This is a genomic window from uncultured Parolsenella sp. (assembly GCF_958346945.1).
GTDB lineage: Bacteria > Actinomycetota > Coriobacteriia > Coriobacteriales > Atopobiaceae > Parolsenella.
Genome location: NZ_CATVTL010000002.1, coordinates 1 through 22,379, shown reverse-complemented (window position 1 = coordinate 22,379; position 22,379 = coordinate 1). Strand labels below are relative to the sequence as shown.

The following is a 22,379-nucleotide window of genomic DNA, read 5'->3' as shown; positions in this document are numbered from 1 at the left end:
ATTTTTGCGGCTCGAGGTGCCGCGGGCACCAAGGGAAGGATTTGCACCATGGAGTACAGGGAAGTCGCGGCCAAGATTCTCACCGCCGTGGGAGGAAAGGCAAACGTGAGGCACGTCATGACCTGCCTCACGCGCCTCAGGCTTACCCTGGCAGACAGCTCGCTCGTGACCACGAGCGACATCACCGCCATCCGTGGCGTGCTGGGCGTCGTGCCGCACGGCAACACCGGCATCGAGGTCGTGCTTGGCCCCGCCGCGATCGAGGGCGTGTCGCGCGAGTTCGCGCTGCAGTCCGGCGTGGGCGTCGGCGACCCCGCGGGCACCTGCGACAACCCCTTCGAGTCCATCCCCACCGACAAGATTGTCGAGAAGGCCCTGGGCAAGTCAGAGAAAGACGACAAGCCCAAGAGCCGCGTCGTCATCACGCCGGGCCACCGCAGCTCCTACCGCGCCCAGCAGCGCGCCGCCATCAACGACGAGCGCCTGGGCAAGGAGGACCTCGACGCGCTGCGTGCCTTCCTCGACGACGGCTCCAAGACCTCGAAGGTCGCCGCCTCGCCCGAGAAGCGCGGCCGCGCCCTGCTCGTCATCAACGGCCCCAACATCAACATGTTGGGCATCCGCGAGCCCGCCATCTACGGCAAGGCCGACTACGCGGCGCTCGTGCGCACCTGCAAGGCGGCGGCCGCCGAGGCGGGCTTTGCCAACGTCCGCTGCTTCCAGAGCAACCACGAGGGCGCCATCGTCGACGAGATCCAGGCGGCCCTTGGCACCTATGATGGCATCGTGATGAACCCTGCCGCCTACACGCACACCTCGGTCGCCATCCTCGACGCCCTCAAGGCCGTGCAGATTCCCTGCGTCGAGGTCCACATCTCAAAGGTCGAGGAGCGAGAGGACTTCCGCCAGGTCTCCTACGTGCGCAAGGCCTGCTTCGAGACGATCACCGGCCTGGGCATCGAGGGCTACCGCAAAGCCATCCTCGACATGGCCGCCCACCTCGGGATGTAGCCGCTAGCACCCCATCTGCCTAGCAAAGGACCCGCCTCCCACGGTGCATCCGGGAAGGCGGGTCTACTCATATTCTGTGAATGCAAGACGATTGGCGACGGTTTCGCGCGTGACGGGTCGCCAAACGGGCCAGGGGCTCCCCAGCCCTACATGTGGTGGGTGCCAAAGACCTCGCCATCGCTCCAGATCACGATGTCGCCGGCGGGGTTGTCGGCCGTGGCCGTGGCGCGCGTCGCTGCCAGGTCGATGAGGCGCTGGTTGGCAGAGCCGCGAAAGCGCAGCGTGATGTCCTTCTCGGCCTCGATGAAGGGACCGTCGACCAGCACGTCGATGCCGTCAAGCAGGCGGTCCGTGACGCCCTCGACATAGCGGCGGCCGCCTGGAACGAGGTCGCGGTCGTAGACGTAGCCGGTGTAGCACCAGACGTCCTTGTCGGGCAGCTCGAGGGCAACGCGCTCGACGATCTGCACAAGCTCGGCCTGGTGCTCGGGCTCCATGGGGTCGCCACCCAGAAGCGACAGGCCGCGGATGTAGCTGGGGCGCAAACTCTCGATGATGCCGTCGACGACCTCGCGGGTCACGGGCAGGCCGTAGTCGAAGTCCTGGGCCTCGCCGTTGAAGCAGCCCGGGCAGTGCACGCGGCATCCCGAGACGAACAGGGAGGTCCGCACGCCAACGCCGTTGGCGATGTCGCAGTACTTGATGGCGCCATAGTTCATGCGCAATGTCCCTTCGCAGAGGCCCGGCCCAGGCGAACTACGTCAATCGGGCGGCCCCGCGAGTCACGTCGCGAGGCCGCCCGAGCTAGTTCAAACAGTTGTAGAGCTTACTACTAAAGGTGCAGGACGCGGTCGCGAATCTCCTCGGTGCGGCCCTGGTTCCAGAACTGCGTGCCAATGTAGCCGCAGGTGCGACGGGCAACGTTGAGCTTGCTCTGATCGCGGTTGCCGCAGTGCGGGCACTCCCACACGAGCTTGCCGTCGTCCTCCACAATCTTGATCTCGCCGTCGTAGCCGCACACCTGGCAGTAGTCGCTCTTGGTGTTGAGCTCGGCGTACATGATGTTGTCGTAGATGTAGTGCAGCACACTCATGACGGCCTCGAGGTTGTCCTGCATGTTGGGCACCTCGACGTAGGAGATGGCTCCGCCCGGCGACAGGCGCTGGAACTCACTCTCGAACTTGAGCTTGGTGAACGCGTCGATGTTCTCGCGCACGTTGACGTGGTAGGAGTTCGTGATGTAGCCGTGGTCGGTGATGTCCTCGACCACGCCGAAGCGGCGCTGGAGGCACTTGGCGAACTTGTAGGTGGTCGACTCGAGCGGCGTGCCGTAGAGCGAGTAGTCGATGTTCTCGGCAGACTTCCACTCGGTGCACTTGTCGTTCATCTTCTGCATGACCGAGAGGGCAAACGGAGTGGCCTCGGGTTCGGTGTGCGAGTGGCCCGTCATGTACTTGACGCACTCGTAGAGGCCGGCGTAGCCCAAGCTGATCGTGGAGTAGCCACTGTAGAGCAGCGGGTCGATCGTGGCGCCCTTGGGCAGGCGGGCCAGCGCGCCGTACTGCCACAGGATGGGCGCGGCGTCGGACAGAGTGCCCTTGAGACGCTCGTGGCGGCAGCGCAGGGCCTTGTGACACAGCTCTAGGCGCTCCTCGAAAATCTTCCAGAACTTGTCGACGTCGCCGCCGGAGGACAGCGCCACGTCGGGCAGGTTGATGGTGACGACGCCCTGGTTGAAGCGCCCGTAGTACTTGGGCTTGCTGGGGTCGTAGTTGAGCGCGTGGGCCACGTTGTCAAAGCCGTTGCCCGAGCGGTCGGGCGTCAGGAAGCTGCGGCAGCCCATGCAGGTGTAGCAGTCGCCCTCGCCTGGCTTCTCGCCCGCGGAGAGCTTGAGCTCGCGCATCTTCTTCTCGGAGATGTAGTCGGGCACCATGCGCTTGGCCGTGCACTTGGCGGCGAGCTCGGTGAGGTAGTAGTACTTCTGGCCGGGCTCGATGTTGTCGCCCTCGAGCACGTAGATGAGCTTGGGGAACGCGGGCGTGATCCACACGCCGGCCTCGTTCTTGACGCCCTCGTAGCGCTGGCGCAGCGTCTCCTTGATGATGAGCGCGAGGTCGTGCTTCTCCTGGGCGCTGCGGGCCTCATTGAGGTACATGAAGACGGTCACGAACGGCGCCTGGCCGTTGGTGGTCATGAGGGTCACGACCTGGTACTGAATTGTCTGGACGCCGCGGCGGATCTCGTCGACAAGGCGGTTCTCGACCACGTCGCGAACCTTCTGCTCGGAGGCCTCGACGCCAAGCTCCTCGAGCTCGCGCAGGACCTCGCGACGAATCTTCTGGCGGCTGACCTCGACGAACGGGGCGAGGTGCGTGAGCGAGATGGACTGGCCGCCGTACTGCGAGGAGGCCACCTGGGCGATGATCTGCGTGGCGATGTTGCAGGCCGTCGAGAAGCTGTGGGGCTTCTCGATGAGGGTGCCCGAAATGACGGTGCCGTTCTGCAGCATGTCCTCGAGGTTCACGAGGTCGCAGTTGTGCATGTGCTGGGCGTAGTAGTCAGAGTCATGGAAGTGGATGATGCCCTCGTTGTGAGCCTGCACGACGTCTTCGGGCAGCAGCATACGCATCGTGAGGTCCTTGGAGACCTCGCCGGCCATGTAGTCGCGCTGGACGGAGTTGACCGTGGGGTTCTTGTTGGAATTCTCCTGCTTGACCTCTTCGTTGTTGCACTCGATGAGCGACAGGATCTTGTCGTCCGTCGTGTTGTTCTGGCGCTTGAGGCCCTGCACGTAGCGGTAGGTGATGTAGTTGCGCGCAACGGAGAAGGCGCCCTTGGCCATGATCTGGTCCTCGACCATGTCCTGGACCTCCTCGACCGTGACGGTGTGGCCGCACACGGAGGCCTCCGCCTCGACGGCGTCGCCCGCGTCAACGATCTGGGCGTGGGTGAGGCGCTGCTCCTCGGGCACGGTGATGTTGGCGCGCTCAATCGCCGCGACGATCTTGCCGACATCAAACGTTACCTCTGAGCCATTACGCTTCACGATCTTCATGAGACGTCTCCCTAGCCATCATCGAGCGCGACAACCGGCGTTGCTGGCGGCCGCGCATGGTGTTGCGTTGCGCCCTCCCCGAGGAGGGCCGCCATTAGATACTACGTTAACCATTGGGCAATTCCAGTCTTGACATTGCCCAAGATATACAAGTTAGGTGGCCCTAGAAGTTCACATGCCACAATATGTTGTGTTTTATCAAAATGAGGCCAACAAACGCGCAGGTAGAGCCATTCGACCGATTGCCCGCCTTGTCGTACCATATGTAGGTCGAATCTCGAACGTCCCACCACCGCTTGCACACATCGCCGGGCGGCGGTGCGTACCAACACACAGGAGGATCACATGCCCAACGAGGGAAGCTACGAGGTCGCCCAGAAGCGCAGCGACGCCATTCGCGCCGACCTCCCCAACAACCCCGGCAACTACGTCATGCTCACTGGCGACCGCCCCACGGGCCGTCTGCACCTGGGCCACTACTTCGGCACGCTCAAGGGCCGTGTCGAGCTGCAGAACATGGGCGTGCGCACCAACGTCCTCATCGCCGACTACCAGGTCATCACCGACCGCGACACCACGGCCAACATCCAGGACAACGTCTACAACATGGTCATGGACTACCTTGCCTGCGGCATCGACCCCGACAAGACGATGATCTACACGCACTCCGCGGTGCCCGCCGCCAACCAGCTCATGCTGCCGTTCCTGTCGCTCGTCTCCGAGGCCGAGCTGCAGCGCAACCCCACGGTCAAGGCCGAGATGGAGGCAAGCGGCCACGAGCTCACGGGCCTTCTGCTCACCTACCCGGTGCACCAAGCCTGCGACATCCTGTTCTGCAAGGGCAACGTCGTGCCCGTCGGCCGTGACCAGCTGCCCCACATCGAGCTCACGCGCCTCATCGCGCGCAAGTTCAACGCGCGCTACGGCAAGGTGTTCCCCGAGGTCGACGCCCTGCTCTCCGACGTGCCGCTGCTGCCAGGCCTCGACGGGCGCAAGATGTCCAAGAGCTACGGCAACGCCATCTCGATCTCGATGACGCCCGAGGAGACGGCCAAGCGCATCAAGAAGAGCACGACCGACTCCGAGCGCCTCATCACGTTTGACCCCGAGAAGCGCCCCGGCGTCTCCGGACTCATCTCCACGGCCGCAATCTGCACGGGCCGCGACCCTCGCGAGATTGCCGACGAGATTGGCATGGGCGGTTCCGGCGCGCTTAAGAAGTACGTCACCGGCGCGGTCAACGACTACTTCGCCCCCATCCGCGAGCGCCGTCACCAGTTCGAAAACGACCTCGACTACGTGAAGGACGTCCTGCACGAGGGCAACCGCCGCGCCAACGAGGTCGCTAACCAGACGCTCGCCGAGGTGCGCGAGGCCATGGGCATGGTCTACTAGCGGTTGAAACACTCACCATGCTACACAAAGGGGCGGCCCGCGCGACTGGTTCGTGCGGGCCGCCCCTCGCTTGTGAGCAGCAATCGAATGCCGGCGCCGCGGCCGCGCGCCCCAGCAAGCTAAGCTCGCAGGCGGCGAGCCGAGCATCACGTCGCCTACTGCTCCGAGGCATCGCCCTCGGAGAAGAGCACGCTCTCGACGATCTCGCAGGCGTCGGCGATGCAGCCCGGGCAGCTGCGAAGCATGCCGTGGTCGCAGTCGATGCCCTTGAGCTCGTGGCAGGTGGTGGAGCCGTTCTTGTCATCAAAGGCAGCGAGAATCCGCTGCGAGAGCTCATAGCAGGTCTTCTTGGAGGCCGGCTTGTCGAGGTTGCCGTCGCTCGCGACGAGGCCGGCGAGGTAGACGGCACCGGACAGCGCACCGCACGTGCCCCTCATGCCACCCATGCCGCGGCCAAAGGCCTCCATGCTGCGGAAGGCCTCGCGCTCATCGACGCCCACGAGGTCGGCATAGGTGCAGGCGATGGCCTGGGCGCAGTTGTAGCCCTTGCGGTGCAGCTCGTCGGCGCGCTCGATCCTGGATTCCATAGTCATCTCCCCTACTGTGCGTCTGCGGGCAGCAGGCCCATGCCAAGCTTCTTGCCGCCCATAACATGCATGTGGAAGTGCATTACGGTCTGGCCCGCGTCGGCGCCTGCGTTGGAGATGACGCGGTAACCGCTCTCATCAATGCCCTCGCTCTTGGTGACCTCGTCGATTGCGTGGGCCACGGCAGCGAGTGTCTCAGCGGGAACGCCGTCGCAGATGTTGGCGTAGTGCTTCTTGGGAATCACGAGCACGTGGGTGGGCGCCTGCGGGTCGAGGTCGCGGAAGGCGATGACCTGGTCGTCCTCGTAGACGGTGGTCGAGGGGACCTCGTGGTTGGCGATCTTACAGAAGATGCAGTCGGACATGGGTGCTCCTTGCTGAACGAGGGTGGCTAGTTGTTTGCCGAGGCGTCGGTGGTGTCGGGCACCGCGACCTCGGAGGTGCTGTCGAGAAGAACCTGGACCTTCTGCTCGGCGTTGTTCAGGCGCTCGCGCAGGCTGCGCAGCAGCTCCACGCCACGGGCGTAGCGCTCCAGCGCGTCCTCGAGCTCCAGGTCACCGCCCTCGAGCTGACGCACGACGCGCTCGAGCTCGACGGAGGCCTCCTTGAACGTGAGGTCCTCGACCTTCTTGTCAGTGTTCTCGAGCGCCATGCGCCCTCCTATCCTTGTGGCCGCACGCGCGGCCTGTCTCAAATCCTACTCCTGCATAGCGGCGGGTGTGGTCTCGGTGACCGTGGCAGCGAACGAGCCAGAGCCCACGCGCACGCTCACCGAATCTCCCGGCGAGAGGGTGGCCGCGTCGGTCACGACATGACCGACCTCGTCGCGCGCGATGGCGTAGCCACGACCCAGCACCTTGAGGGGCGAGAGAGCATCGAGCGTGGCCGCGAGGCTCGCGACCCTGACCTCGTGGGGACGCACGATGCGCGGGGCGATGCTGGCAAGGCGGCCGCCCAACCCCTCGACCTCGCGGCCCGCACGCTCGAGATTGCGCGGCAGGGCGTCGAGCAGGCGCTGCTCGGCTTGGATGAGCTGGGCCTCGCGATCGCTCACGATGGTCTCGGGGCTCGAGAGGCAGCGGCGCGACGCCATCGACTCGACGTTGAGACGCTCGTGGGAGAGGCGGGCTCGGACGGAGCGCTCCATGAGCTCGCCCTGCTGGCCCGTGGCGCGGTGCGCGCGGTCGAGAATGACCTCCATCGAGCGCGAGAGGCGCTCGCGGCGCGTGTTGATGGAGTCCACGATCTCGTCCAGGGCGGGGGCCACGCTCTCGGCGGCCCCCGTGGGAGTCGAGGCGCGACGGTCGGACACGTCGTCGACGATGGGGTTGTCGGGCTCATGGCCGATGCCCGTGACGACGGGCACGGGGCAGGCGGCGACGGCGCGGCACAGGGTCTCGTCGTTGAAGGTCATGAGGTCCTCGTAGGAGCCGCCTCCACGCACGAGCAGGATGCAGTCGGGCCTTGCCGCCGCGGCCACCTCGAGCGCGCGGATGATGTCTTGCGGGGCCCCCTCGCCCTGGATGCGCGTGCCCACCACCTGAATCTCCACCAGACGGTTGCGGCGCAGCAGCGTGCGCTTCACGTCGTCGAGGACGCTGCCAGACAGCGACGTCACAACACAGACCCGCGTGCAGAAGCGCGGGATGGGGCGCTTGCGCGCGGGGTCTGCGAGCCCCTCGGCCTTGAGCTTGGCGCGCAGGGCCTCGACCTGGCGCTGCAGCGGGCCCTCGCCCGCAACGGCGATGCGCTTTGGCAGAAACGACAGCTCGCCCTTGCCGGGATATACGTCGAAGTTGCCCCACATGTCGAGCTTGAGGCCGTCCTTGAGCTCAAAGCCGCACTTGGCGTAGGTCCACTTCCAGACCTTGACACTCATGACGGCGCTCTCGTCCTTGACCTGGAAGTAGCAGTGGCCACTGCGCGCGTTGGGACCCCTGAAGCCCGTGACCTCGCCCTCGACGAGCATGGACCCCAGCGAGCTCACCGCGTCGTTGACGCTGGCGACGGCCTCGGTGACGGTGAGGGCGTCGGAGTTGTCAACAGCCTGCGACACCGTGCGGGCGCCGCGCATGTCTGCCGTGGTCCAGGCCACTAGTCGTCACTCCTGCCCTGGGCGCGGGCGATGTAGTAGAGCAGCTGCAGCACCGAGACGAGCGCCGCGGCCACGTAGGTAAGGGCGGCGGCCGTGAGCACCTTCTTGGCGCCGCGGACGGCCTGAGGTCCCAAGCCACTGCGCTCGATGTAGGCGACGGCACGACGCGAGGCGTCGAACTCGACCGGCAGCGTCACGATCTGGAACAGAACCGAGAAGGCGAAGAGCGCGATGGCGAGGGTGAGCAGGCCCGCCTGCCCCACGGCCATGCCCAAGATGAACACGAGGACCCAGGCGTTGGAGGTGAAGTTCACGACGGGCACGAGTGCCGAGCGAATCTTGACCGGCACGTAGTTGCGCGCGCGCTGCACGGCGTGGCCCGCCTCGTGGCAGGCGACCGCCGCGCTCGCGACCGAGCCGCCATGCAGGTTGGCGCTCGACAGGTGAAGCACGTTGGTGCGGGGATCGTAGTTGTCGGTGAGCTCGCCACCGATGCTCTCGATGCCCACGCCGCCGACGTTTTGGTCGGACAGCATGCGGCGCGCAACGTCTGCGCCGGTGATGGTGCCGTCGAGCGGCACCTTGCTCCACTTGGCGTAGGTCGACTTGATGTAGCCCTGTGTGGCAACGCCCAGGATCGTCGAGATGATGACGAGGGCTAGGTAGAGCGGGTCATAGCCAAAGCCGTATCCGTAGTACATGTGACCACCTTTCTTCTGTGGGGAAGTATCTACCCAACCTCGGACACTAAACGCGGCGTCCGGGAGGGGCGGCGCCTCCCCTACAGAATCTCGACGCGACCGTCCTTGACCGTGAGGCCGCAGGAGCCTCCCAGCAGCTCCTCGAGGCGCCTTCCGGCGAGCTCGTAGCGCCAGCCGCTGGCAAGCGAGGCGCCCTCGCGGCCGCTCATGAAGTCGACCAGCTCGTCTCGCGTGGCGATGAGCTGGGTGGCCACGCCGCTGCGCTCGGAGATGATGCGCAGCATCGCGTACATGAGGTCGACGACGCTCTCCTGCTCGCCCGAAGGGCGGCTGCGCTTGGGAAGCGACGGAAGCTGTGAGGCGGGGCGCGCGACACCGCGCGAGACGGCGTGAAGCAGCGCCGCGGAGTCGCGCTCGGAAAGCTGCTCGGTGCCGCGGATGCGACGCAGGCGACCCTCGTCGGCAGGGGCGCGCCGGCAGAGCTCGACCACCACCTCGTCGGCGAGCACCCACTTGCGCGGGATGTCACGCTTGGCGGCCATGCTCTCGCGCCATGCGCAGACCTCCTGGGCCACGGCGAGCTGCTTTCTGGTGAGCGAGCTCACGCGCTTGAGGTGCTTGTAGGCCTCCATGGGCTCGTGGCGATAGTGCGAGGGGTCGAGCAGCGACTGCATCTCGGGCAGCACCATCGACAGGCGGTCGCGCTCGACGAGCTCGGCCTTCATCTGGTCGTAGATGCCCGGCAGGTAGCGCACGTCGTCCTCGGCGTAGACGAGCTGCTCGGGGTCGAGCGGTCGGCGCGACCAGTCGGTGAGGCTCTCGGCCTTGGGAAGGTGCACGCCGGTGTAGGCCTCGACGAGCGCGCCGTAGCCCAGCTGCATGCGGTGGCCCAGGAAGGCCGCGGCGAGCTGCGTGTCGAACATGGGGCTGGGCACGCAGCCCATGGCCCCGTCGATAACCTCGAGGTCCTGCGAGCAGGCGTGGAGCACCTTGACGATGCGGTTGTCACGGAAGAGCCGCGCGATGGGCTCGAGGTCGTCGATGGCGAGCGGGTCAACCGCGGCGATGTTGTCGGGCGAGGTGGCGAGCTGGATGAGGCAGAGGCGCGGACGGTAGGTGCGCTCGCGCAGGAACTCGGTGTCGACGGCGAGCACGGAACTCTGGGACGCCTGCTCGCAGAAGCGCTCGAGCTCCTCGGTTGTGGAGATGAACAAGACGCGACCTCTCAGCCCCGCCGGACGGTGAGGGGGCGGGGCGAAATCGGCTACCATGGCATGCGTGCCGCAAATGGGCACACAGATAGGAGGATACCATGCGCTGCCTCATCGTTCATAACCCACGCTCGGGCTTTGGCTCCGACGCCGTGTTTGCCTTCGAGCGCGAGCTCGTGGCGGCGGGCGATGAGTGCGTGCTGCGCGTGCTGGGCGAGGAATGCAACAACGAGGAGGTCCTGGCAGACGCCGAGGGCTTCGACGTCGTGGTCCTCTCAGGCGGCGACGGCACGGTCTCGAACCTGCTCTACGCGCTGAGGGGCCGCTCGGTCGACACCTGCGTGTTCCCCTCGGGCACCGCGAATCTCCTGTTCGCAAACATCGGCAACTCAGCCGAGCCCGCCGCCCTCGCGCGCGCCTGCCGCTGGGGCAACGTCGCGACCTGCGACCTGGGCGAGGCGCGTTGGGACCACGACGGGGCGAGCGTCACGCGCGGCTTCTCGATCATGGCGGGCACCGGCTTCGACGCCGAGCTCATGACGGCGGCCGCCCCCAACAAGAAGGCCATGGGCGAGGCCGCCTACTTCATGGCAGCCCTCGCCGACCCCAAGCCCAGGAGCATCCACTACACCATCGAGGTCGACGGCAAGGTCCACGAGCGCGACGGCATCGCCTGCCTCGTGGCCAACAACGCCATGATCCAACTCGACATGGAGATCGTGCCCGACTGCACGATGGACGACGGCATGCTCGACGTCATCGTGCTCGAGGCGAGCTACACCGCCGAGCTGCTGCGACCGCTCGTGCGCGGACTGCTCGACCCCAAGGGCCGCACCAAGCGCCCCACCCTTGAGACCTTCCGTGGGCGCAGCATCTCCATCACGGCATCGGAGCCGGTTCCCATGCAGGTCGACGGCGAGGTACTGGGCATCCAGGTGACCCACTGGGACGCCAACGTTTTCGAGGGCGCCAACAACCTCATCGTGGACGACCTGAGTCGCTACCACCCCTCAAGCCCCCGCACCAAGCCGCGCTACCCCGTGGCCGCCGAGCTCGCCTTCCCCGAGTAGGGGGCGCGCGACCCGCGCATGCAGATACGGATGGACCAAACGGACGAGGCCCCGTCGCGCAGCGAGCGCGGTGGGGCCTCTCATGTTGAGCGGGAGCAACAACGGTTGGGCGAAGGTCTACTTGGTGCCCACCGTGGCCGTGGAGAGGGCGATGCCCTCGAGGTACTTGCCGTACTCGGTCTTGGCAATCTTGGAGGCGAGGCTCAGCAGCTGCGCGCGACCGATCCAACCCTTGCGGTAGGCAATCTCCTCGATCGAGGCGATCTTGGTGCCCGTGGACTGCTGCACGACGCGGATGAACTCGCCGGCGTGGAACAGGTCGTCGACCGTGCGGGGGCTGAACCACGCGAAGCCCTCGGGAAGCATCGTGGTGTAGAGCTGCTTGTGGTCAAGGTAGATCTGGTTAAGGTCCGTGATCTCGAGCTCGCCGCGCGCGGAGGGCTTGAGGGTCTTGGCGTACTCGACGACCTTCTCGTCGTAGACGTATAGGCCCGTGGCCACGTAGTTGGTGCGGGCCTCCTCGGGCTTCTCCTCGATGTAGTTAACCTTCTTGGTGGCGTGATCGAAGTCGATGACAGCATAGGACTCGGGGTGCTTGACCTGGTAACCAAAGACCGTGGCACCCTTCTTGCGGTTGATAGCCTCGGCGAGATTCTGATCGAAGCCGGAGCCATAGAAGATGCTGTCGGCCAGGATCAGGGCAACGCGGTCGCCATCGATGAAGTCCTCGCCGATGAGGAAGGCCTGGGCAATGCCGTCGCGGCTCTCCTGGGCCTTGTACTGGATGTTCATGCCCAGCTGGGAACCATCGCCAAAGTGGGCCTCGTAGGAGGCCATGTCCTGCGGGTTCACGATGAAGAGCACGTCGCGGATGTCGGCCTTCATGAGCGTAGCGAGCGAGTAGTACACGAGCGGCTTGTCATAGATGGGCAGCAGGTGCTTGGAGCCCGAGAACGTCATGGGGTAGAGGTGAGTGCCGAAGCCTCCGGCAAGAACGATGCCCTTCATTGCGATGAGCCTCCTAGGATTGAGTGCATAGGTGCAAGTCTCAGTCGCAAGTATACCGCGAGCGGGGCGGGGCTGAGGGGACACCTCGGCACCTCGCCTGTGGTGGGTGCGCGCGGTATACTGAATGCGTATGTGACGTTTTACCAAGGAGGACTCCTACATGTCCGACACCACGAAGCCCGTACGCGTGCGCTTTGCGCCCTCCCCCACCGGCAAGCTCCACGTGGGCGGCGCCCGAACGGCAATCTTCAACTGGGCCTTTGCCCGCGCCAACCACGGCACCTTCATCCTGCGCATCGACGACACGGACCCCACCCGCTCCACCGACGAGAACACGCAGATCATCCTGCGCGCCATGCGCTGGATGGGCCTCGACTGGGACGAGGGTCCCGACGTGGGCGGCGACTTTGGCCCCTACGTCCAGACCGAGCGCCTCGAGATGTACAAGGCCGCTGCCAAGAAGCTGTGGGACGAGGGCCGCGCCTACCCCTGCTTCTGCACGCCCGAGCAGCTCGCCGCCGACCGCGAGGCCGCTGCCGCCCGCAAGGACCCCTTCCAGGGCTACCAGCGCCGCTGCCGCAACCTCGACCCTGCCGAGGCCAAGGCCCGCATCGAGGCCGGCGAGCCCTACGTGCTGCGCATCAAGGTTCCCGAGGACCGTGGTGACGTCGTGATCCACGACGCGGTGCACGGCGACGTCACCTTTGACGCCAAGGAGCTCGACGACTTCGTGATCTTCCGCTCCGACGGCACCCCCACCTACAACTTCGCCACCGTCGTCGACGACGCGGCCATGGGCATCACCCACGTCATCCGCGGCGACGACCACCTCTCCAACACCCCGCGCCAGGTCATGGTCTACGAGGCCCTGGGCGCCCCCGTGCCCGTCTTTGCCCACATCTCGATGATCCTGGGCGCAGACGGCAAGAAGCTCTCCAAGCGCCATGGCGCCACGAGCGTCGAGGAGTTCCGCGACGAAGGCTACCTGCCCGACGCCTTCGTGAACTACCTGGCCCTCCTTGGCTGGTCGCCCGACGGCGAGACCACGATCGTCCCGCGCGACGTGCTGGCGAACACCTTCTCGCTCGACCGCGTCTCCAAGAACCCCGCGACCTTTGACCCGGCCAAGCTCGACTGGATCAACGCCGAGTACCTCGCCAACATGTCCGACGAGGACTTTGCCGAGAAGATCATGGTTCCCGAGCTCGTCGAGACCGGCCTCATGGCCGAGGGCGACCGCAGCCAGGACTGGCTGCTCACGCTCGCGAGCGTCGTGAAGCCGCGCACCAAGCACCTGGGCGACGTAGCTGGCATCTGCTCGATGGTGTTTGGCACCGCCGAGACCCTCGCCTACGAGGAGAAGGCCGTCTCCAAGGGCCTCGCCAAGGAGGGCATGGCGGCCGTGCTCGACGCCGCCCACGCCGCCCTCGAGGCCATCGAGGAGTCCAGTTGGAACGCCGAGGCTATCGATGCCGCGCTCGAGGTCCTGCCCGAGCAGCTCGACGCCAAGAAGCGCCTCGTCTTCCAGGCCATCCGCGCCGCCGAGTGCGGCAACCTCGTGAGCCCGCCGCTGGGCGTTGTCATCGAGCTCGTGGGCAAGGCGGACGCCCTTGCCCGCCTCGAGCGCGCCCGCACGATGGCCCTGTAGCAGGCAGCACATACCCCGCACAAAACGAGCGCCCCGAGCCACATGGTTCGGGGCGCTCGTTTTGCGTTGAAGATCATGCGAAAGCCTCGGGTTGGGCGGCGGCGAAGTAATCCAGATACGTACGGAGCGCCTGGGATGTCGCCTCGCAAGAGCCGGAGTCAACGGAGTCGAGGCGCAAAATAAATTGGCCGGCATGGGGCATACCCTGATAGCCTATGGGTCACAGCTACTTGGAGGCCTTCTTGGTCGAGGAGGAGGCGCCGCCCGTCTTCTTCTTGACGACGTACTTGCCGTGCGAGGTCGTGGGCTTCACGGTGACGGCCCCGCGCTTGGGCGCGCGACGTCCACCGCGGCCCGTCCAGCGCTGGGCGCGATGGTAGATGCTCTCGCGGTGAGAGCTCTTGAGGCCGATCATCGGGAGCGCGGCGAAGGTGGGCAGGAAGAACGTGACCACGCGCCACACGAGAAATCCCGCCGTGGCGGACGAGCCCAGCATGGGGCCAAAGAACAGTGCGAAGCCTCCCTCGGCGCCGCCGGTGCCGCCCGGCAGAGGCACGGCGGTCGAGACGAGCTGGACCATCGAGCCAGCCGCGAGGCAGGTAAGGAAGTCCGCCTCGATGCCAAAGGCGTTCAGGACGAACCACGGGATCATGTAGAGGAATGCGAGCTGCGTCATCGTGATGAGGAGGGTGAGCACCATGTCGGGGACGTTGGCGGCGCTGCGGCGGAAGGCGGTGGAGAACTGCGACACTTGGACGTTGATCATCTCGTCCCACTTGTCGTAGTTCTTGATCCAGCCGTGGCCATTCGCCCACGACAGAAGCGAGCTGCCCACACGACGCACGAAGTTGGGGCACAGGCACACGACGAAGAGGAACAGCAACTCGATGGCATGGCCCGCGAAGACGAGCAGGTTGAGCAGTACGATGTCGCCATAGCTCGAGAGGAAGAAGCCGAGCTTTGCCCACAGCATGATCGCAGCGAAGAGCACCACGCCAAACTGGAACATGATGAAGCGCGTGAACTGTGTGGCTGACGCCGCGCCCACCGAGAGGCCCGCCTTCGTGAGCTGATAGATCTGAGAGGGCAGGGCGCCCATCTGCATGGGCGTGAGGTTGCCGAAGAAGTTGCCGGAGGCCTCTACGGCCATGAGGTCGCGAAAGCCCACCGGGGAGTCGTGGTCGAGGTAGACGGCCGTGACGTAGGCAAGGGTGCCCAGCATGAAGTACATGCAGATGCAGATGACGGCGCCAACGAGCCAGGGATACTCGACGTTGTGGAAAGCCTCGACGAACTGGCCGATCTGCCCCGAGAAGAACAGGAACGCCACGTAGGCGGCAAACACGAGGCCGATGAACTGGGCCCCACGGGCCGCCTGCTTCTTGTCGGGGTCCGCGGGCTTCTCGTCCGCGCCCTTCTTGGAGCGCGAGCGCACGGGGGCACCGGCGACGCGCGGCTTGGGAGCCCTGGCCCTATGGGAAGCCGCAGAGGTGGAGGGCTTCTCAAAAGCCTCGGTAGCTGCGGTCTTGCCGTTGTCTGGAGTGTTTGCCATAGGGTCCCTCACGTTATGCGAGCCCAAGGGCCCAAGCTGCATATCTGTTGAATTTTACCCCCGTGGCCAAGCGTCTCCGCAGGTTACATAGCATCTGCACCGCAACGAGAAGGGGCCCGCCGCAAACGACGAGCCCCAAAGACTTGATATGAGAGTTCGAGCTACTCGGTCGCCGAGTCGCCGGTGGCGTCATCCGCCTGGGAGCACCGGGCGCACTGCACCGCGGCGACCTTGGTGCGATAGGCCGCGGCGAGGATGTCAACGCAGCCCTGACGGCCAAAGCGGGCACGGTTCACCACGATGTCCTTCTCGGCATGCAGGGACCACTTGCCCGCCGAGTAGCGCTTGTAGAAGAGCTCGCGGGCGCGCTGCATGCGCTTGACGAGCTTCTTGGCCTTCTTGTCGGTGATGCCGCGCTTGGCGCGCACGATCTCGACGCGGGCGTCGAGCGGAGCCGTCACGAGCACCGAGATGCGGTTGGGGTTATCGCGCAGGATGTAATCGGACAGGCGGCCCTCGATGATGCAGCTCTGCGTGGAGCCCAGGTCGCGGATGACGCCCTCCATCTGCTTGAAGAGCTTGTCGGCCGCCGAGCGCGTGTCGACGCGGTCGGGCAAGAAGGCCGCGACCTCAGCGGACAAGCTCTCGTCGTAGGCGGCGATCTGGTCGGTCGTGACGCCCGCGCGCATCGAGGCGCGCACGAGAATCTCGTTGTCGTACAGCGGGATGCCCAGCTCGCAGGAAAGCATCTTTCCGATCTCGTGGCCCTCGGCGCCAAAGTCGCGAGCGATCGTGATGACGACGGGGTAGGTGCACGTGTCGGGGCTGACCTCGACGAGGTTGTTCTGGTTCTCAGCCATGGGAGTCTCCTTACGCGGCGACCGCACGGCGCTGGTAGGCGCGCACGATGAGCGAGATGCCAAAGTTCAGGGCGAAGTACAGCAGGAAGACGAAGCCATAGACAAGCAGCACGTCATTGAGGCTCGTGGTCTTGGCCATGACGACCTTCGAAGTGTACATGAACTCGGCCACATTGATGCCGGCAAGGTAGGAGCTGTCCTTGATGACCGTGGTGCATTGGCTGAACAGGGCGGGAATAATCGTCTTGAAAGTCTGGGGCAGGATGATGAGCCTCATCGTGGCGAAGAAGCCAAAGCCCTGCGACGTTGCGGCCTCGAACTGGCTCCTGGGGATGGCGTTGAGGCCGCCGCGCACGATCTCTGCCATGACCGCCGAGGTGAAGATCGTGAAGGCCAAGACGGAGATCACGACGTCGTTGCCCTTGACGGTGAAGTAGATGAACAGGATCCACAAAAGGTTAGGCGTGCAGCGGAACAGCTCGATGTAGGCGCTCACGAGCAGGCGCAGCGGGCGCGGCGCGTAGGACTTCACGAGGGCCAGGATAGTGCCAAAGACGAGCGAAAAGATGATGGCAAAGAAGGAAATGACAAGCGTCTTGCCAAAGCCGCCGAGCATGAAGCTCACGTTCTCGGGGGTAAAGATCTCCATCGGGCTACGCCTCCTTCGCGGGCTCGGGCGTCACGCCGGGGATGACCTTGGCGCGGGGGCGACGCTTGGAGCGGCTCTCGAGCCACTGGACCAGGATCGCCAGCGGGAAGCAGATGAGGAAGTACAGCACGCAGGCCATGATGTAGCCCTGTAGGTAGCCGTAGGTCGAGACAAAGTTGTCGGCGTTGTACATGAGGTCGCCGCCGGCGATGAGGGCAAGCACCGAGGTGTTCTTCACGAGGTTGAGCGCCTGGTTGCACAGCGGGGGCAGGATGACCTTGAACGTCTGCGGGAGCACGATGTAGGCGTAGGACTGCAGGCGCGAGAAGCCCTGCGACAGCGCCGCCTCGAACTGGCCGCGTGGCACGCTCTCGATGCCCGTGCGGATGACCTCGGACACGTAGGCCGCGTGGTAGAGGCCAACTCCCAGGGTGCCCAGCATGAAGGCGCTCGTGCGCACCGGGTCGGCCGTACCTAGGATGGCCTGGAGCAGCTTGGGGCCGGCCATGTACATGAAGAAGACCTGCACCGGCAGCGGCGTGTTCTGGTAGAACTCGACGTACACGCGGCTGATGCCACGCAGCACGCGCGAGCGCGTCGTCGAGAATACGCCGAGGATCGTGCCAAGCACGAGCGACACGGCAAGGCCCGCGAGGACGACCTGCAGGGTCAGGGCAAAGCCCGTCCACAGGGAGTCCATCTCTGCGAAGGTCAGCGACCATCGCATCGGATCGAGGAGTCCGTCTAGCATCTCGTTCCCTTCGTGACTACGTGCGGGGCCGCCCGCTACGTGCGGCGGGCGGCCCCGGCAAGGCCCGCCATGGCAGGCGGGCGGTCGAACAACTTAGAGCAGGCCCCAGGTCTGGATCTCCTCCTCGATCCAGCCGTTGGAGGTGACGTCCTTGACGACCTCCTCGGTGACGCTGGAGAGGTCGGAGCCCTTCTTGGTGGCGATGCCGTAGTCCTGGGCGCCAAACTCGATCTCGGGCTGCAGGAGCTCCTTGTCATCGGTGGTGTAGGTCTTCAGCGTGGAGCGGTCCATCGCGAAGGCGTCGATCTGGCCGGCGTCGAGGGCGCTGTTGATCGACGGGTAGTCGGGGTACTCGTCGAACTGCGGCGTGGCGGAGAAGCCGTTGTCGGAGAGCATCTTGGTAATGGCGTCCTTGGTCGTGGAGCCCTGGGAGACGCCGATGTGCTTGCCGTCGAGGTCGGCCATCGAGGACATGGAGCCCTTCTTGATGAGGATGCCCACGTGGTCGGTGCGATAAGGGTCGGTGAAGTCCCAGCTCTGCTTGCGCTCGTCGGTAATGGTGTAGGTGGCGCAGATGAGGTCGAGGGTGTCGTTGTCGATGAGCGGGCCACGGGTCTTGGGGGTCACGTCGGTGAACTCGACGAGGTCCTTGTCCTTGGCCTCCTCGTAGGTGACGTCGAAGACCTTGGCGGCAACCTGGTAGCACAGGTCGATCTCCATGCCCTCGTACTTGCCGGTGGCAGTGTCGAGCAGGCCGTAGCCCACGACGTCCTTCTTGACGCCGCACTTGAGCTTGCCGCGGTCCTTGATGGTCTGGAGCTTGGAGGCGTTGGAGTCGCTCGAGCTCGAGCCACCGCAGCCAACGAGGCCAAGGCCGCAGACGGTGGCGCCGGCGACGCCCATGGTGGAGATGAACTGGCGTCGGGAGATGTTGTACATGGTGGAGCCCCTTTCGTTGTCGGTAAGAGCAGCTGAGGCTGGCGGACGAGGTCCGCCAGAGGTGGTACCTAGCGAAGAATCTTGGAGAGGAAGAGCTTCGTGCGGTCGTGCTGGGGGTTCGTGAAGAAGTGCTCGGGCGTGCCCTCCTCGATGATCTGGCCGTCCTCGACGAAGATCACGCGATCGGCCACCTCGCGGGCAAAGCCCATCTCGTGGGTGACGCACATCATCGTGATGTTCTCCTGGGCAAGCTCGATCATGACGTTGAGGACCTCCTGGACCATCTCAGGGTCAAGGGCGCTCGTGGGCTCGTCGAACAGGATGATAGGCTGCTTGGTGCACAGGGCGCGGGCGATGGCGACGCGCTGTTGCTGGCCACCGGAGAGGTTCTGGGGGTACTCCCCCGCCTTGGCCTCGAGACCAACGCGGCGCAGGGCCTCAAGAGCGGTCTTGGTGGCCTCCTCCTTGCTCTTCTTCTGGAGCTTGATAGGAGCCAGCGTGAGGTTGCCCAGCACCGTCATGTTGGGGTACAGGTTGAACTGCTGGAAGACCATCGAGGAGTACTTGCGGGCCATCTCGAGGTGGTTCTTCTTGGTGAGCTCGGTCCCGTCGATGGTGATCGTGCCGCTCGTGGGCTCCTCGAGGTAGTTGACGCAGCGGATGAGCGTCGACTTGCCGGAGCCCGAAGGGCCGATGATGACGAGCTTCTCGCCGGCCTTGACCGTGAGATTGATGTCCTTGAGCACGTGGACATCACCGAAGTACTTGTTGAGATTCTTAATCTCGATCATGTTCTTGGCTTCGGTCATAACGTTCATCCCTCTTCTCGTGCAGGTGTTGTTGTCACTGTACGGTAAGCGCGTTTGTTTAAAGTGTAATCCTACCCAACTGTGACTAAGTAGAAACACGCAGGTTACAAGCCTATCGACAATTTTATAACTAATATGGAGGCCGTGATTTGCCTTATATCCCACGCGGACGCGTCTATACCTCGAAGGTCAAGAACGAACTCGTTGGGCGCGGCAGCGGGAACGCTTGCCCAAGGACGATGAGTGGGGCCTCAAGACCACACCCGGATGATAGGTAGAGAAAAACGGGTCGCTTTCGCAACCCGCCAAACATTTGCTAGGAATAATAAAACAGCATACTCGTGTTTATCAACACAACTTTTGTGTGTGAGAATTTACATGTGGTGGTCAACTAGAAAGGGCCCACAAGTGAACAAATTCAATTACAAGATTTCAGAGGCGCGTATCGCAAAGGGCTGGTCGCAGTCACAGCTTGCAAAGAGCATTGGGACCACACAACAGCAGATCGCCCGCTACGAAAGCGGCGACAACGACGTCAAGTCGAGCACGCTTATCAAGCTGAGCAAGTCTCTTGGTGTGACGATTTCCTACTTGCTCGGATTGGACGACAACACTGGAAGCGAAGAGCGCTCTATGGAGCAAATCCTTCTCGAGAACTTCAACTCCTGCTCACCTGAATGGAAGAACTACGTAATCAACTGCGCTCGCCTCGCCGCCAGCCAGTCGCGCGAGGGTGCAGAGTGCCCGTTCTGGGACGACGGGGACGAGCGCGAGGAGGCGGACGCCTAATGGGGGCCTTTAGGACGGGAGAAATCTGATTCGCAGAAATTTTTTTCGGCTACGCAAGTTTTTGTTTGTGATTTGCGTGTCTCACAAGCTGAGAGAGGAGAACGGATGGATATCCGTCTTAGGGAAAGAAGAGAGCAGCTGGGGCTTACGCAGCAGGAGCTCGCAAAGCTCGTAGGAAAGTCATTCAGGACCATTCAGGCGTGGGAGCGTGGAGAGAGCTTCCCGAATGCCAAGTACGTATCTGTCCTGTGCAACATCTTCAACATCGACGCAAACGAACTTCTTGGGTGGAGCGAAGCGCACAAAGACGATCTTGACGACCCAGAAGCTACCGAGCTTCTTAGGCTTTTCAGAACTTGCACCGAAGAATGGAAGCGCTACGTACTCAAGTGCGCACGCCTCGCAGCCGCACAGTCGGCGAACTCGATGCCGTGCCCGTTCTGGGACGAAGGGGAAGAGCGCGAGGAGGCGGACGCCTAATGGGGGCCTTTAGGACGGAAGAAGAAGGAACGATGAACAAACCGTAGGAGGTGGCCGCGTTGAATGATCGAAGACCGACACGGGAGGAGCTGGAGCTTCTGAGGCTCTACCACGAGTGCACCGATGAGTGGCGCGAGTTCGTCGTTCAAACGGCGATTCTCGCCGCGAACCAGCGGGCATGGAAGGCCGAGATCATAAGCTTCGATGATTGCCGCCACGGGAACGGCAAAGGCGTCAGCGCCAGATAACAGAAGATGGGAGAGGCTATGGGCAGGAGAAGGGTCGCTCCGCCGAGCAAGGACGAGGCAAGGTGCGCCGTCTACGCGCGCTTCTCCTCCGAAAAGCAGCACGACGAGTCGATTGAGGACCAGATTGCCGCGTGCGAGCGGTTCGCCGAGGCAAACGGGATGGTCGTCGTGGCGACCTACGCCGACAAGGCCATGTCTGGCACCTCCGACGAGCGCCCAGAGTTCCAGAGGATGATTGAGGAGTCGAGGGACGCCGAATGGGATACCCTACTCGTCTACAAGCTAGACAGGTTCGCCCGCGACAGGTTCGCCTCCGCCGTCTACAGGAAGAGGCTCAGGGAGAACGGCGTTGCGCTCACGTCGGCAATGGAGCACATCCCCGACTCCCCAGAGGGGATCATCCTGGAATCCGTCATTGACGGGATGAACGAGTACTACAGCCGCAACCTCGCGCAGAACGTGAGGCGCGGCCTATACGGCAACGCCGAAAAGTGCAGGGCCAACGGCGTGAGGGTCTTCGGCTACGACGTCGACGATGACGACCACTTCGTGGTGAACGAGGCCGAGGCCGCACACGTGCGCGAGGCCTTCGAGATGGCTGCCAACATGCGGTCGCGCAGGGAGATAATCGACTACCTGAACTCCTGTGGTGCCAAGACCTGCAGGGGCAAGGGATTCGACTACAGCTCGCTCGCAACGCTCCTGTCAAACGAAAAATACACGGGCGTCTACACCTACGGCCCAGTCCGCAAGGAGGGGGCGATTCCAGCCATCGTCTCGCGCGAGCTGTTCGAGCGCGTGAACTCCTCGCGAAAGGTCCACCCGCGCACGACCTGCTACCCCCTAACTGGAAAACTCTTCGCCCACGAGGGCGGCGAGCCCTACTTTGGCACCAGCGGCACCAGCTGCAACGGCAGCACATACTTCTACTACGCGGCGAGAATCGACGGGAAAGTCGTGCGCTACCGCAAGGCCGACGTCGAGGGCGCGGTGCGCGACGTGATCGGGGCCGCGCTGCGAGAGCCTGGGATGGCCGACAGGGTGGCCGACGCTGTCTACGAGCTCGCTGGGGCCACGGCGAAGGCCAAGAGGGCCGAGGATGCCCGCAGGAGGCTTGCGGAGGTCGAGAGGGGCCGAGAGAGGCTTGCGGACGCAATCGTAAAGGAAGTGCCCGTCGAGGTGGTCTTGAAGAAGATTGAGGAGATGGATGCAGAGGCCGAACGTCTCCACAAAACCATCACAGAGTGCGAGGCCATGAACCTCCCCAGCCGCGAGTGGATAGCCGACTGGGTGCGTGGCGAAATAATAAATCGCGCGACGCCGAGCGACCTGCGGCAGATGTTCACCAGCTGCACGATTGACGCCGAAGGGACGCTCAGGGTGTCGATTCCGTGGGTCACAGACCCCGAAATCGCAAAAGGAAAAAGGCCGAACCCGCAGGTAGATTGCGAGTTCGACCAATTCAGATTTGGTAGCCCGTACCAGATTCGAACTGGTGATCTCCGCCTTGAGAGGGCGGCG

The 22,379-nt window shown here is 64.1% G+C and carries 22 protein-coding genes; 7 read left to right on the top strand and 15 right to left on the bottom strand.

What is annotated here, in order from left to right:
* Nucleotides 1-48 precede the first annotated feature (48 nt).
* Nucleotides 49-1,011 carry a type II 3-dehydroquinate dehydratase gene (gene aroQ / locus Q3866_RS01755; RefSeq protein WP_293673600.1) on the top strand — a complete coding sequence of 321 codons (963 nt, stop codon included), beginning with the start codon at nucleotides 49-51 and terminating at the stop codon, nucleotides 1,009-1,011.
* A 146-nt stretch (nucleotides 1,012-1,157) separates the two neighbouring features.
* Here aroQ and nrdG read toward each other — a convergent pair whose 3' ends face one another.
* Nucleotides 1,158-1,730, bottom strand: a complete 573-nt coding sequence (gene nrdG / locus Q3866_RS01750) for an anaerobic ribonucleoside-triphosphate reductase activating protein (RefSeq protein ID WP_293673601.1) — start codon at nucleotides 1,728-1,730, stop codon at nucleotides 1,158-1,160.
* A 113-nt stretch (nucleotides 1,731-1,843) separates the two neighbouring features.
* A complete protein-coding gene (gene nrdD, locus Q3866_RS01745; RefSeq protein WP_301829133.1) occupies nucleotides 1,844-4,066 on the bottom strand; it encodes an anaerobic ribonucleoside-triphosphate reductase in 2,223 nt (740 codons plus the stop codon).
* Between the two features lie 345 nt (nucleotides 4,067-4,411).
* On the opposite strand from nrdD, the gene trpS reads away from it, so the two are divergent.
* Nucleotides 4,412-5,461: a tryptophan--tRNA ligase gene (trpS, locus tag Q3866_RS01740; protein WP_301829131.1), complete on the top strand. Its 1,050-nt coding sequence runs from the start codon at nucleotides 4,412-4,414 to the stop codon at nucleotides 5,459-5,461.
* Nucleotides 5,462-5,616: 155 nt separating this feature from the next.
* On the opposite strand, the gene Q3866_RS01735 is transcribed toward trpS, so the two are convergent.
* From Q3866_RS01735 to rnd, 6 genes are all read right to left on the bottom strand, one after another.
* Nucleotides 5,617-6,048, bottom strand: a complete 432-nt coding sequence (locus Q3866_RS01735) for a C-GCAxxG-C-C family protein (RefSeq protein WP_301829130.1) — start codon at nucleotides 6,046-6,048, stop codon at nucleotides 5,617-5,619.
* Between the two features lie 11 nt (nucleotides 6,049-6,059).
* On the bottom strand, nucleotides 6,060-6,413 hold the full coding sequence (locus Q3866_RS01730) for a histidine triad nucleotide-binding protein (RefSeq protein ID WP_301829128.1): 354 nt from the start codon (nucleotides 6,411-6,413) through the stop codon (nucleotides 6,060-6,062).
* Nucleotides 6,414-6,439: 26 nt separating this feature from the next.
* Nucleotides 6,440-6,700: an exodeoxyribonuclease VII small subunit gene (gene xseB / locus Q3866_RS01725; protein WP_293673854.1), complete on the bottom strand. Its 261-nt coding sequence runs from the start codon at nucleotides 6,698-6,700 to the stop codon at nucleotides 6,440-6,442.
* Nucleotides 6,701-6,745: 45 nt separating this feature from the next.
* Nucleotides 6,746-8,143 (bottom strand): exodeoxyribonuclease VII large subunit, encoded by a 1,398-nt coding sequence (gene xseA, locus Q3866_RS01720; RefSeq protein ID WP_301829125.1) that lies wholly within the window; start codon nucleotides 8,141-8,143, stop codon nucleotides 6,746-6,748.
* The gene (locus tag Q3866_RS01715; protein WP_301829123.1) at nucleotides 8,143-8,844 is read right to left on the bottom strand and encodes a zinc metallopeptidase; all 702 of its coding nucleotides are present in this window, start codon (nucleotides 8,842-8,844) and stop codon (nucleotides 8,143-8,145) included. Before Q3866_RS01715 ends, xseA begins: the two co-directional genes overlap by 1 nt.
* Nucleotides 8,845-8,924: 80 nt before the next feature.
* A complete protein-coding gene (gene rnd / locus Q3866_RS01710) occupies nucleotides 8,925-10,058 on the bottom strand; it encodes a ribonuclease D (protein ID WP_301829121.1) in 1,134 nt (377 codons plus the stop codon).
* Nucleotides 10,059-10,156: 98 nt separating this feature from the next.
* Between rnd and Q3866_RS01705 the strand changes: the two genes are divergently transcribed.
* On the top strand, nucleotides 10,157-11,125 hold the full coding sequence (locus tag Q3866_RS01705; protein ID WP_293825934.1) for a diacylglycerol kinase family protein: 969 nt from the start codon (nucleotides 10,157-10,159) through the stop codon (nucleotides 11,123-11,125).
* A 117-nt stretch (nucleotides 11,126-11,242) separates the two neighbouring features.
* Here Q3866_RS01705 and rfbA read toward each other — a convergent pair whose 3' ends face one another.
* A complete protein-coding gene (rfbA, locus tag Q3866_RS01700; protein ID WP_293673859.1) occupies nucleotides 11,243-12,133 on the bottom strand; it encodes a glucose-1-phosphate thymidylyltransferase RfbA in 891 nt (296 codons plus the stop codon).
* A 160-nt stretch (nucleotides 12,134-12,293) separates the two neighbouring features.
* Here rfbA and gltX point away from each other — a divergent pair, with 160 nt between their 5' ends.
* Nucleotides 12,294-13,781, top strand: coding sequence for a glutamate--tRNA ligase (gltX, locus tag Q3866_RS01695; RefSeq protein ID WP_301829117.1), 1,488 nt, complete (start codon nucleotides 12,294-12,296; stop codon nucleotides 13,779-13,781).
* A gap of 226 nt (nucleotides 13,782-14,007) precedes the next feature.
* On the opposite strand, the gene Q3866_RS01690 is transcribed toward gltX, so the two are convergent.
* The 6 genes from Q3866_RS01690 to Q3866_RS01665 all read right to left on the bottom strand — a co-directional run bounded on the left by Q3866_RS01690 (nucleotide 14,008) and on the right by Q3866_RS01665 (nucleotide 19,323).
* Nucleotides 14,008-15,333: a lysylphosphatidylglycerol synthase transmembrane domain-containing protein gene (locus Q3866_RS01690; RefSeq protein WP_301829116.1), complete on the bottom strand. Its 1,326-nt coding sequence runs from the start codon at nucleotides 15,331-15,333 to the stop codon at nucleotides 14,008-14,010.
* 161 nt (nucleotides 15,334-15,494) lie between these two features.
* Nucleotides 15,495-16,193, bottom strand: coding sequence for an AAA family ATPase (locus tag Q3866_RS01685; protein ID WP_301829114.1), 699 nt, complete (start codon nucleotides 16,191-16,193; stop codon nucleotides 15,495-15,497).
* Between the two features lie 10 nt (nucleotides 16,194-16,203).
* On the bottom strand, nucleotides 16,204-16,842 hold the full coding sequence (locus Q3866_RS01680) for an amino acid ABC transporter permease (RefSeq protein ID WP_293826815.1): 639 nt from the start codon (nucleotides 16,840-16,842) through the stop codon (nucleotides 16,204-16,206).
* 4 nt (nucleotides 16,843-16,846) lie between these two features.
* Nucleotides 16,847-17,593, bottom strand: a complete 747-nt coding sequence (locus Q3866_RS01675) for an amino acid ABC transporter permease (protein WP_293673864.1) — start codon at nucleotides 17,591-17,593, stop codon at nucleotides 16,847-16,849.
* A gap of 93 nt (nucleotides 17,594-17,686) precedes the next feature.
* Nucleotides 17,687-18,532 (bottom strand): transporter substrate-binding domain-containing protein, encoded by an 846-nt coding sequence (locus Q3866_RS01670; protein WP_301829111.1) that lies wholly within the window; start codon nucleotides 18,530-18,532, stop codon nucleotides 17,687-17,689.
* Nucleotides 18,533-18,600: 68 nt separating this feature from the next.
* Nucleotides 18,601-19,323: an amino acid ABC transporter ATP-binding protein gene (locus tag Q3866_RS01665; protein WP_367881362.1), complete on the bottom strand. Its 723-nt coding sequence runs from the start codon at nucleotides 19,321-19,323 to the stop codon at nucleotides 18,601-18,603.
* A gap of 426 nt (nucleotides 19,324-19,749) precedes the next feature.
* Between Q3866_RS01665 and Q3866_RS01660 the strand changes: the two genes are divergently transcribed.
* The 3 genes from Q3866_RS01660 to Q3866_RS01650 form a co-directional block, all read left to right on the top strand.
* The gene (locus tag Q3866_RS01660) at nucleotides 19,750-20,130 is read left to right on the top strand and encodes a helix-turn-helix domain-containing protein (RefSeq protein ID WP_301829108.1); all 381 of its coding nucleotides are present in this window, start codon (nucleotides 19,750-19,752) and stop codon (nucleotides 20,128-20,130) included.
* A 105-nt stretch (nucleotides 20,131-20,235) separates the two neighbouring features.
* Nucleotides 20,236-20,610, top strand: a complete 375-nt coding sequence (locus Q3866_RS01655) for a helix-turn-helix transcriptional regulator (RefSeq protein WP_301829106.1) — start codon at nucleotides 20,236-20,238, stop codon at nucleotides 20,608-20,610.
* A 254-nt stretch (nucleotides 20,611-20,864) separates the two neighbouring features.
* The coding region (locus tag Q3866_RS01650; RefSeq protein ID WP_301829105.1) for a recombinase family protein at nucleotides 20,865-22,379 on the top strand (1,515 nt) is incomplete at its 3' end.

Coding starts and splice junctions, on each gene's coding strand:
- aroQ (WP_293673600.1), top strand. CDS start 49: ATGGAGTACAGGGAAGTCGCGGCCAAGATTCTCACCGCCGTGGGAGGA.
- nrdG (WP_293673601.1), bottom strand. CDS start 1,730: ATGAACTATGGCGCCATCAAGTACTGCGACATCGCCAACGGCGTTGGC.
- nrdD (WP_301829133.1), bottom strand. CDS start 4,066: ATGAAGATCGTGAAGCGTAATGGCTCAGAGGTAACGTTTGATGTCGGC.
- trpS (WP_301829131.1), top strand. CDS start 4,412: ATGCCCAACGAGGGAAGCTACGAGGTCGCCCAGAAGCGCAGCGACGCC.
- Q3866_RS01735 (WP_301829130.1), bottom strand. CDS start 6,048: ATGGAATCCAGGATCGAGCGCGCCGACGAGCTGCACCGCAAGGGCTAC.
- Q3866_RS01730 (WP_301829128.1), bottom strand. CDS start 6,413: ATGTCCGACTGCATCTTCTGTAAGATCGCCAACCACGAGGTCCCCTCG.
- xseB (WP_293673854.1), bottom strand. CDS start 6,700: ATGGCGCTCGAGAACACTGACAAGAAGGTCGAGGACCTCACGTTCAAG.
- Q3866_RS01715 (WP_301829123.1), bottom strand. CDS start 8,844: ATGTACTACGGATACGGCTTTGGCTATGACCCGCTCTACCTAGCCCTC.
- Q3866_RS01705 (WP_293825934.1), top strand. CDS start 10,157: ATGCGCTGCCTCATCGTTCATAACCCACGCTCGGGCTTTGGCTCCGAC.
- rfbA (WP_293673859.1), bottom strand. CDS start 12,133: ATGAAGGGCATCGTTCTTGCCGGAGGCTTCGGCACTCACCTCTACCCC.
- gltX (WP_301829117.1), top strand. CDS start 12,294: ATGTCCGACACCACGAAGCCCGTACGCGTGCGCTTTGCGCCCTCCCCC.
- Q3866_RS01690 (WP_301829116.1), bottom strand. CDS start 15,333: ATGGCAAACACTCCAGACAACGGCAAGACCGCAGCTACCGAGGCTTTT.
- Q3866_RS01685 (WP_301829114.1), bottom strand. CDS start 16,193: ATGGCTGAGAACCAGAACAACCTCGTCGAGGTCAGCCCCGACACGTGC.
- Q3866_RS01680 (WP_293826815.1), bottom strand. CDS start 16,842: ATGGAGATCTTTACCCCCGAGAACGTGAGCTTCATGCTCGGCGGCTTT.
- Q3866_RS01675 (WP_293673864.1), bottom strand. CDS start 17,593: ATGCTAGACGGACTCCTCGATCCGATGCGATGGTCGCTGACCTTCGCA.
- Q3866_RS01670 (WP_301829111.1), bottom strand. CDS start 18,532: ATGTACAACATCTCCCGACGCCAGTTCATCTCCACCATGGGCGTCGCC.
- Q3866_RS01665 (WP_367881362.1), bottom strand. CDS start 19,323: ATGATCGAGATTAAGAATCTCAACAAGTACTTCGGTGATGTCCACGTG.
- Q3866_RS01655 (WP_301829106.1), top strand. CDS start 20,236: ATGGATATCCGTCTTAGGGAAAGAAGAGAGCAGCTGGGGCTTACGCAG.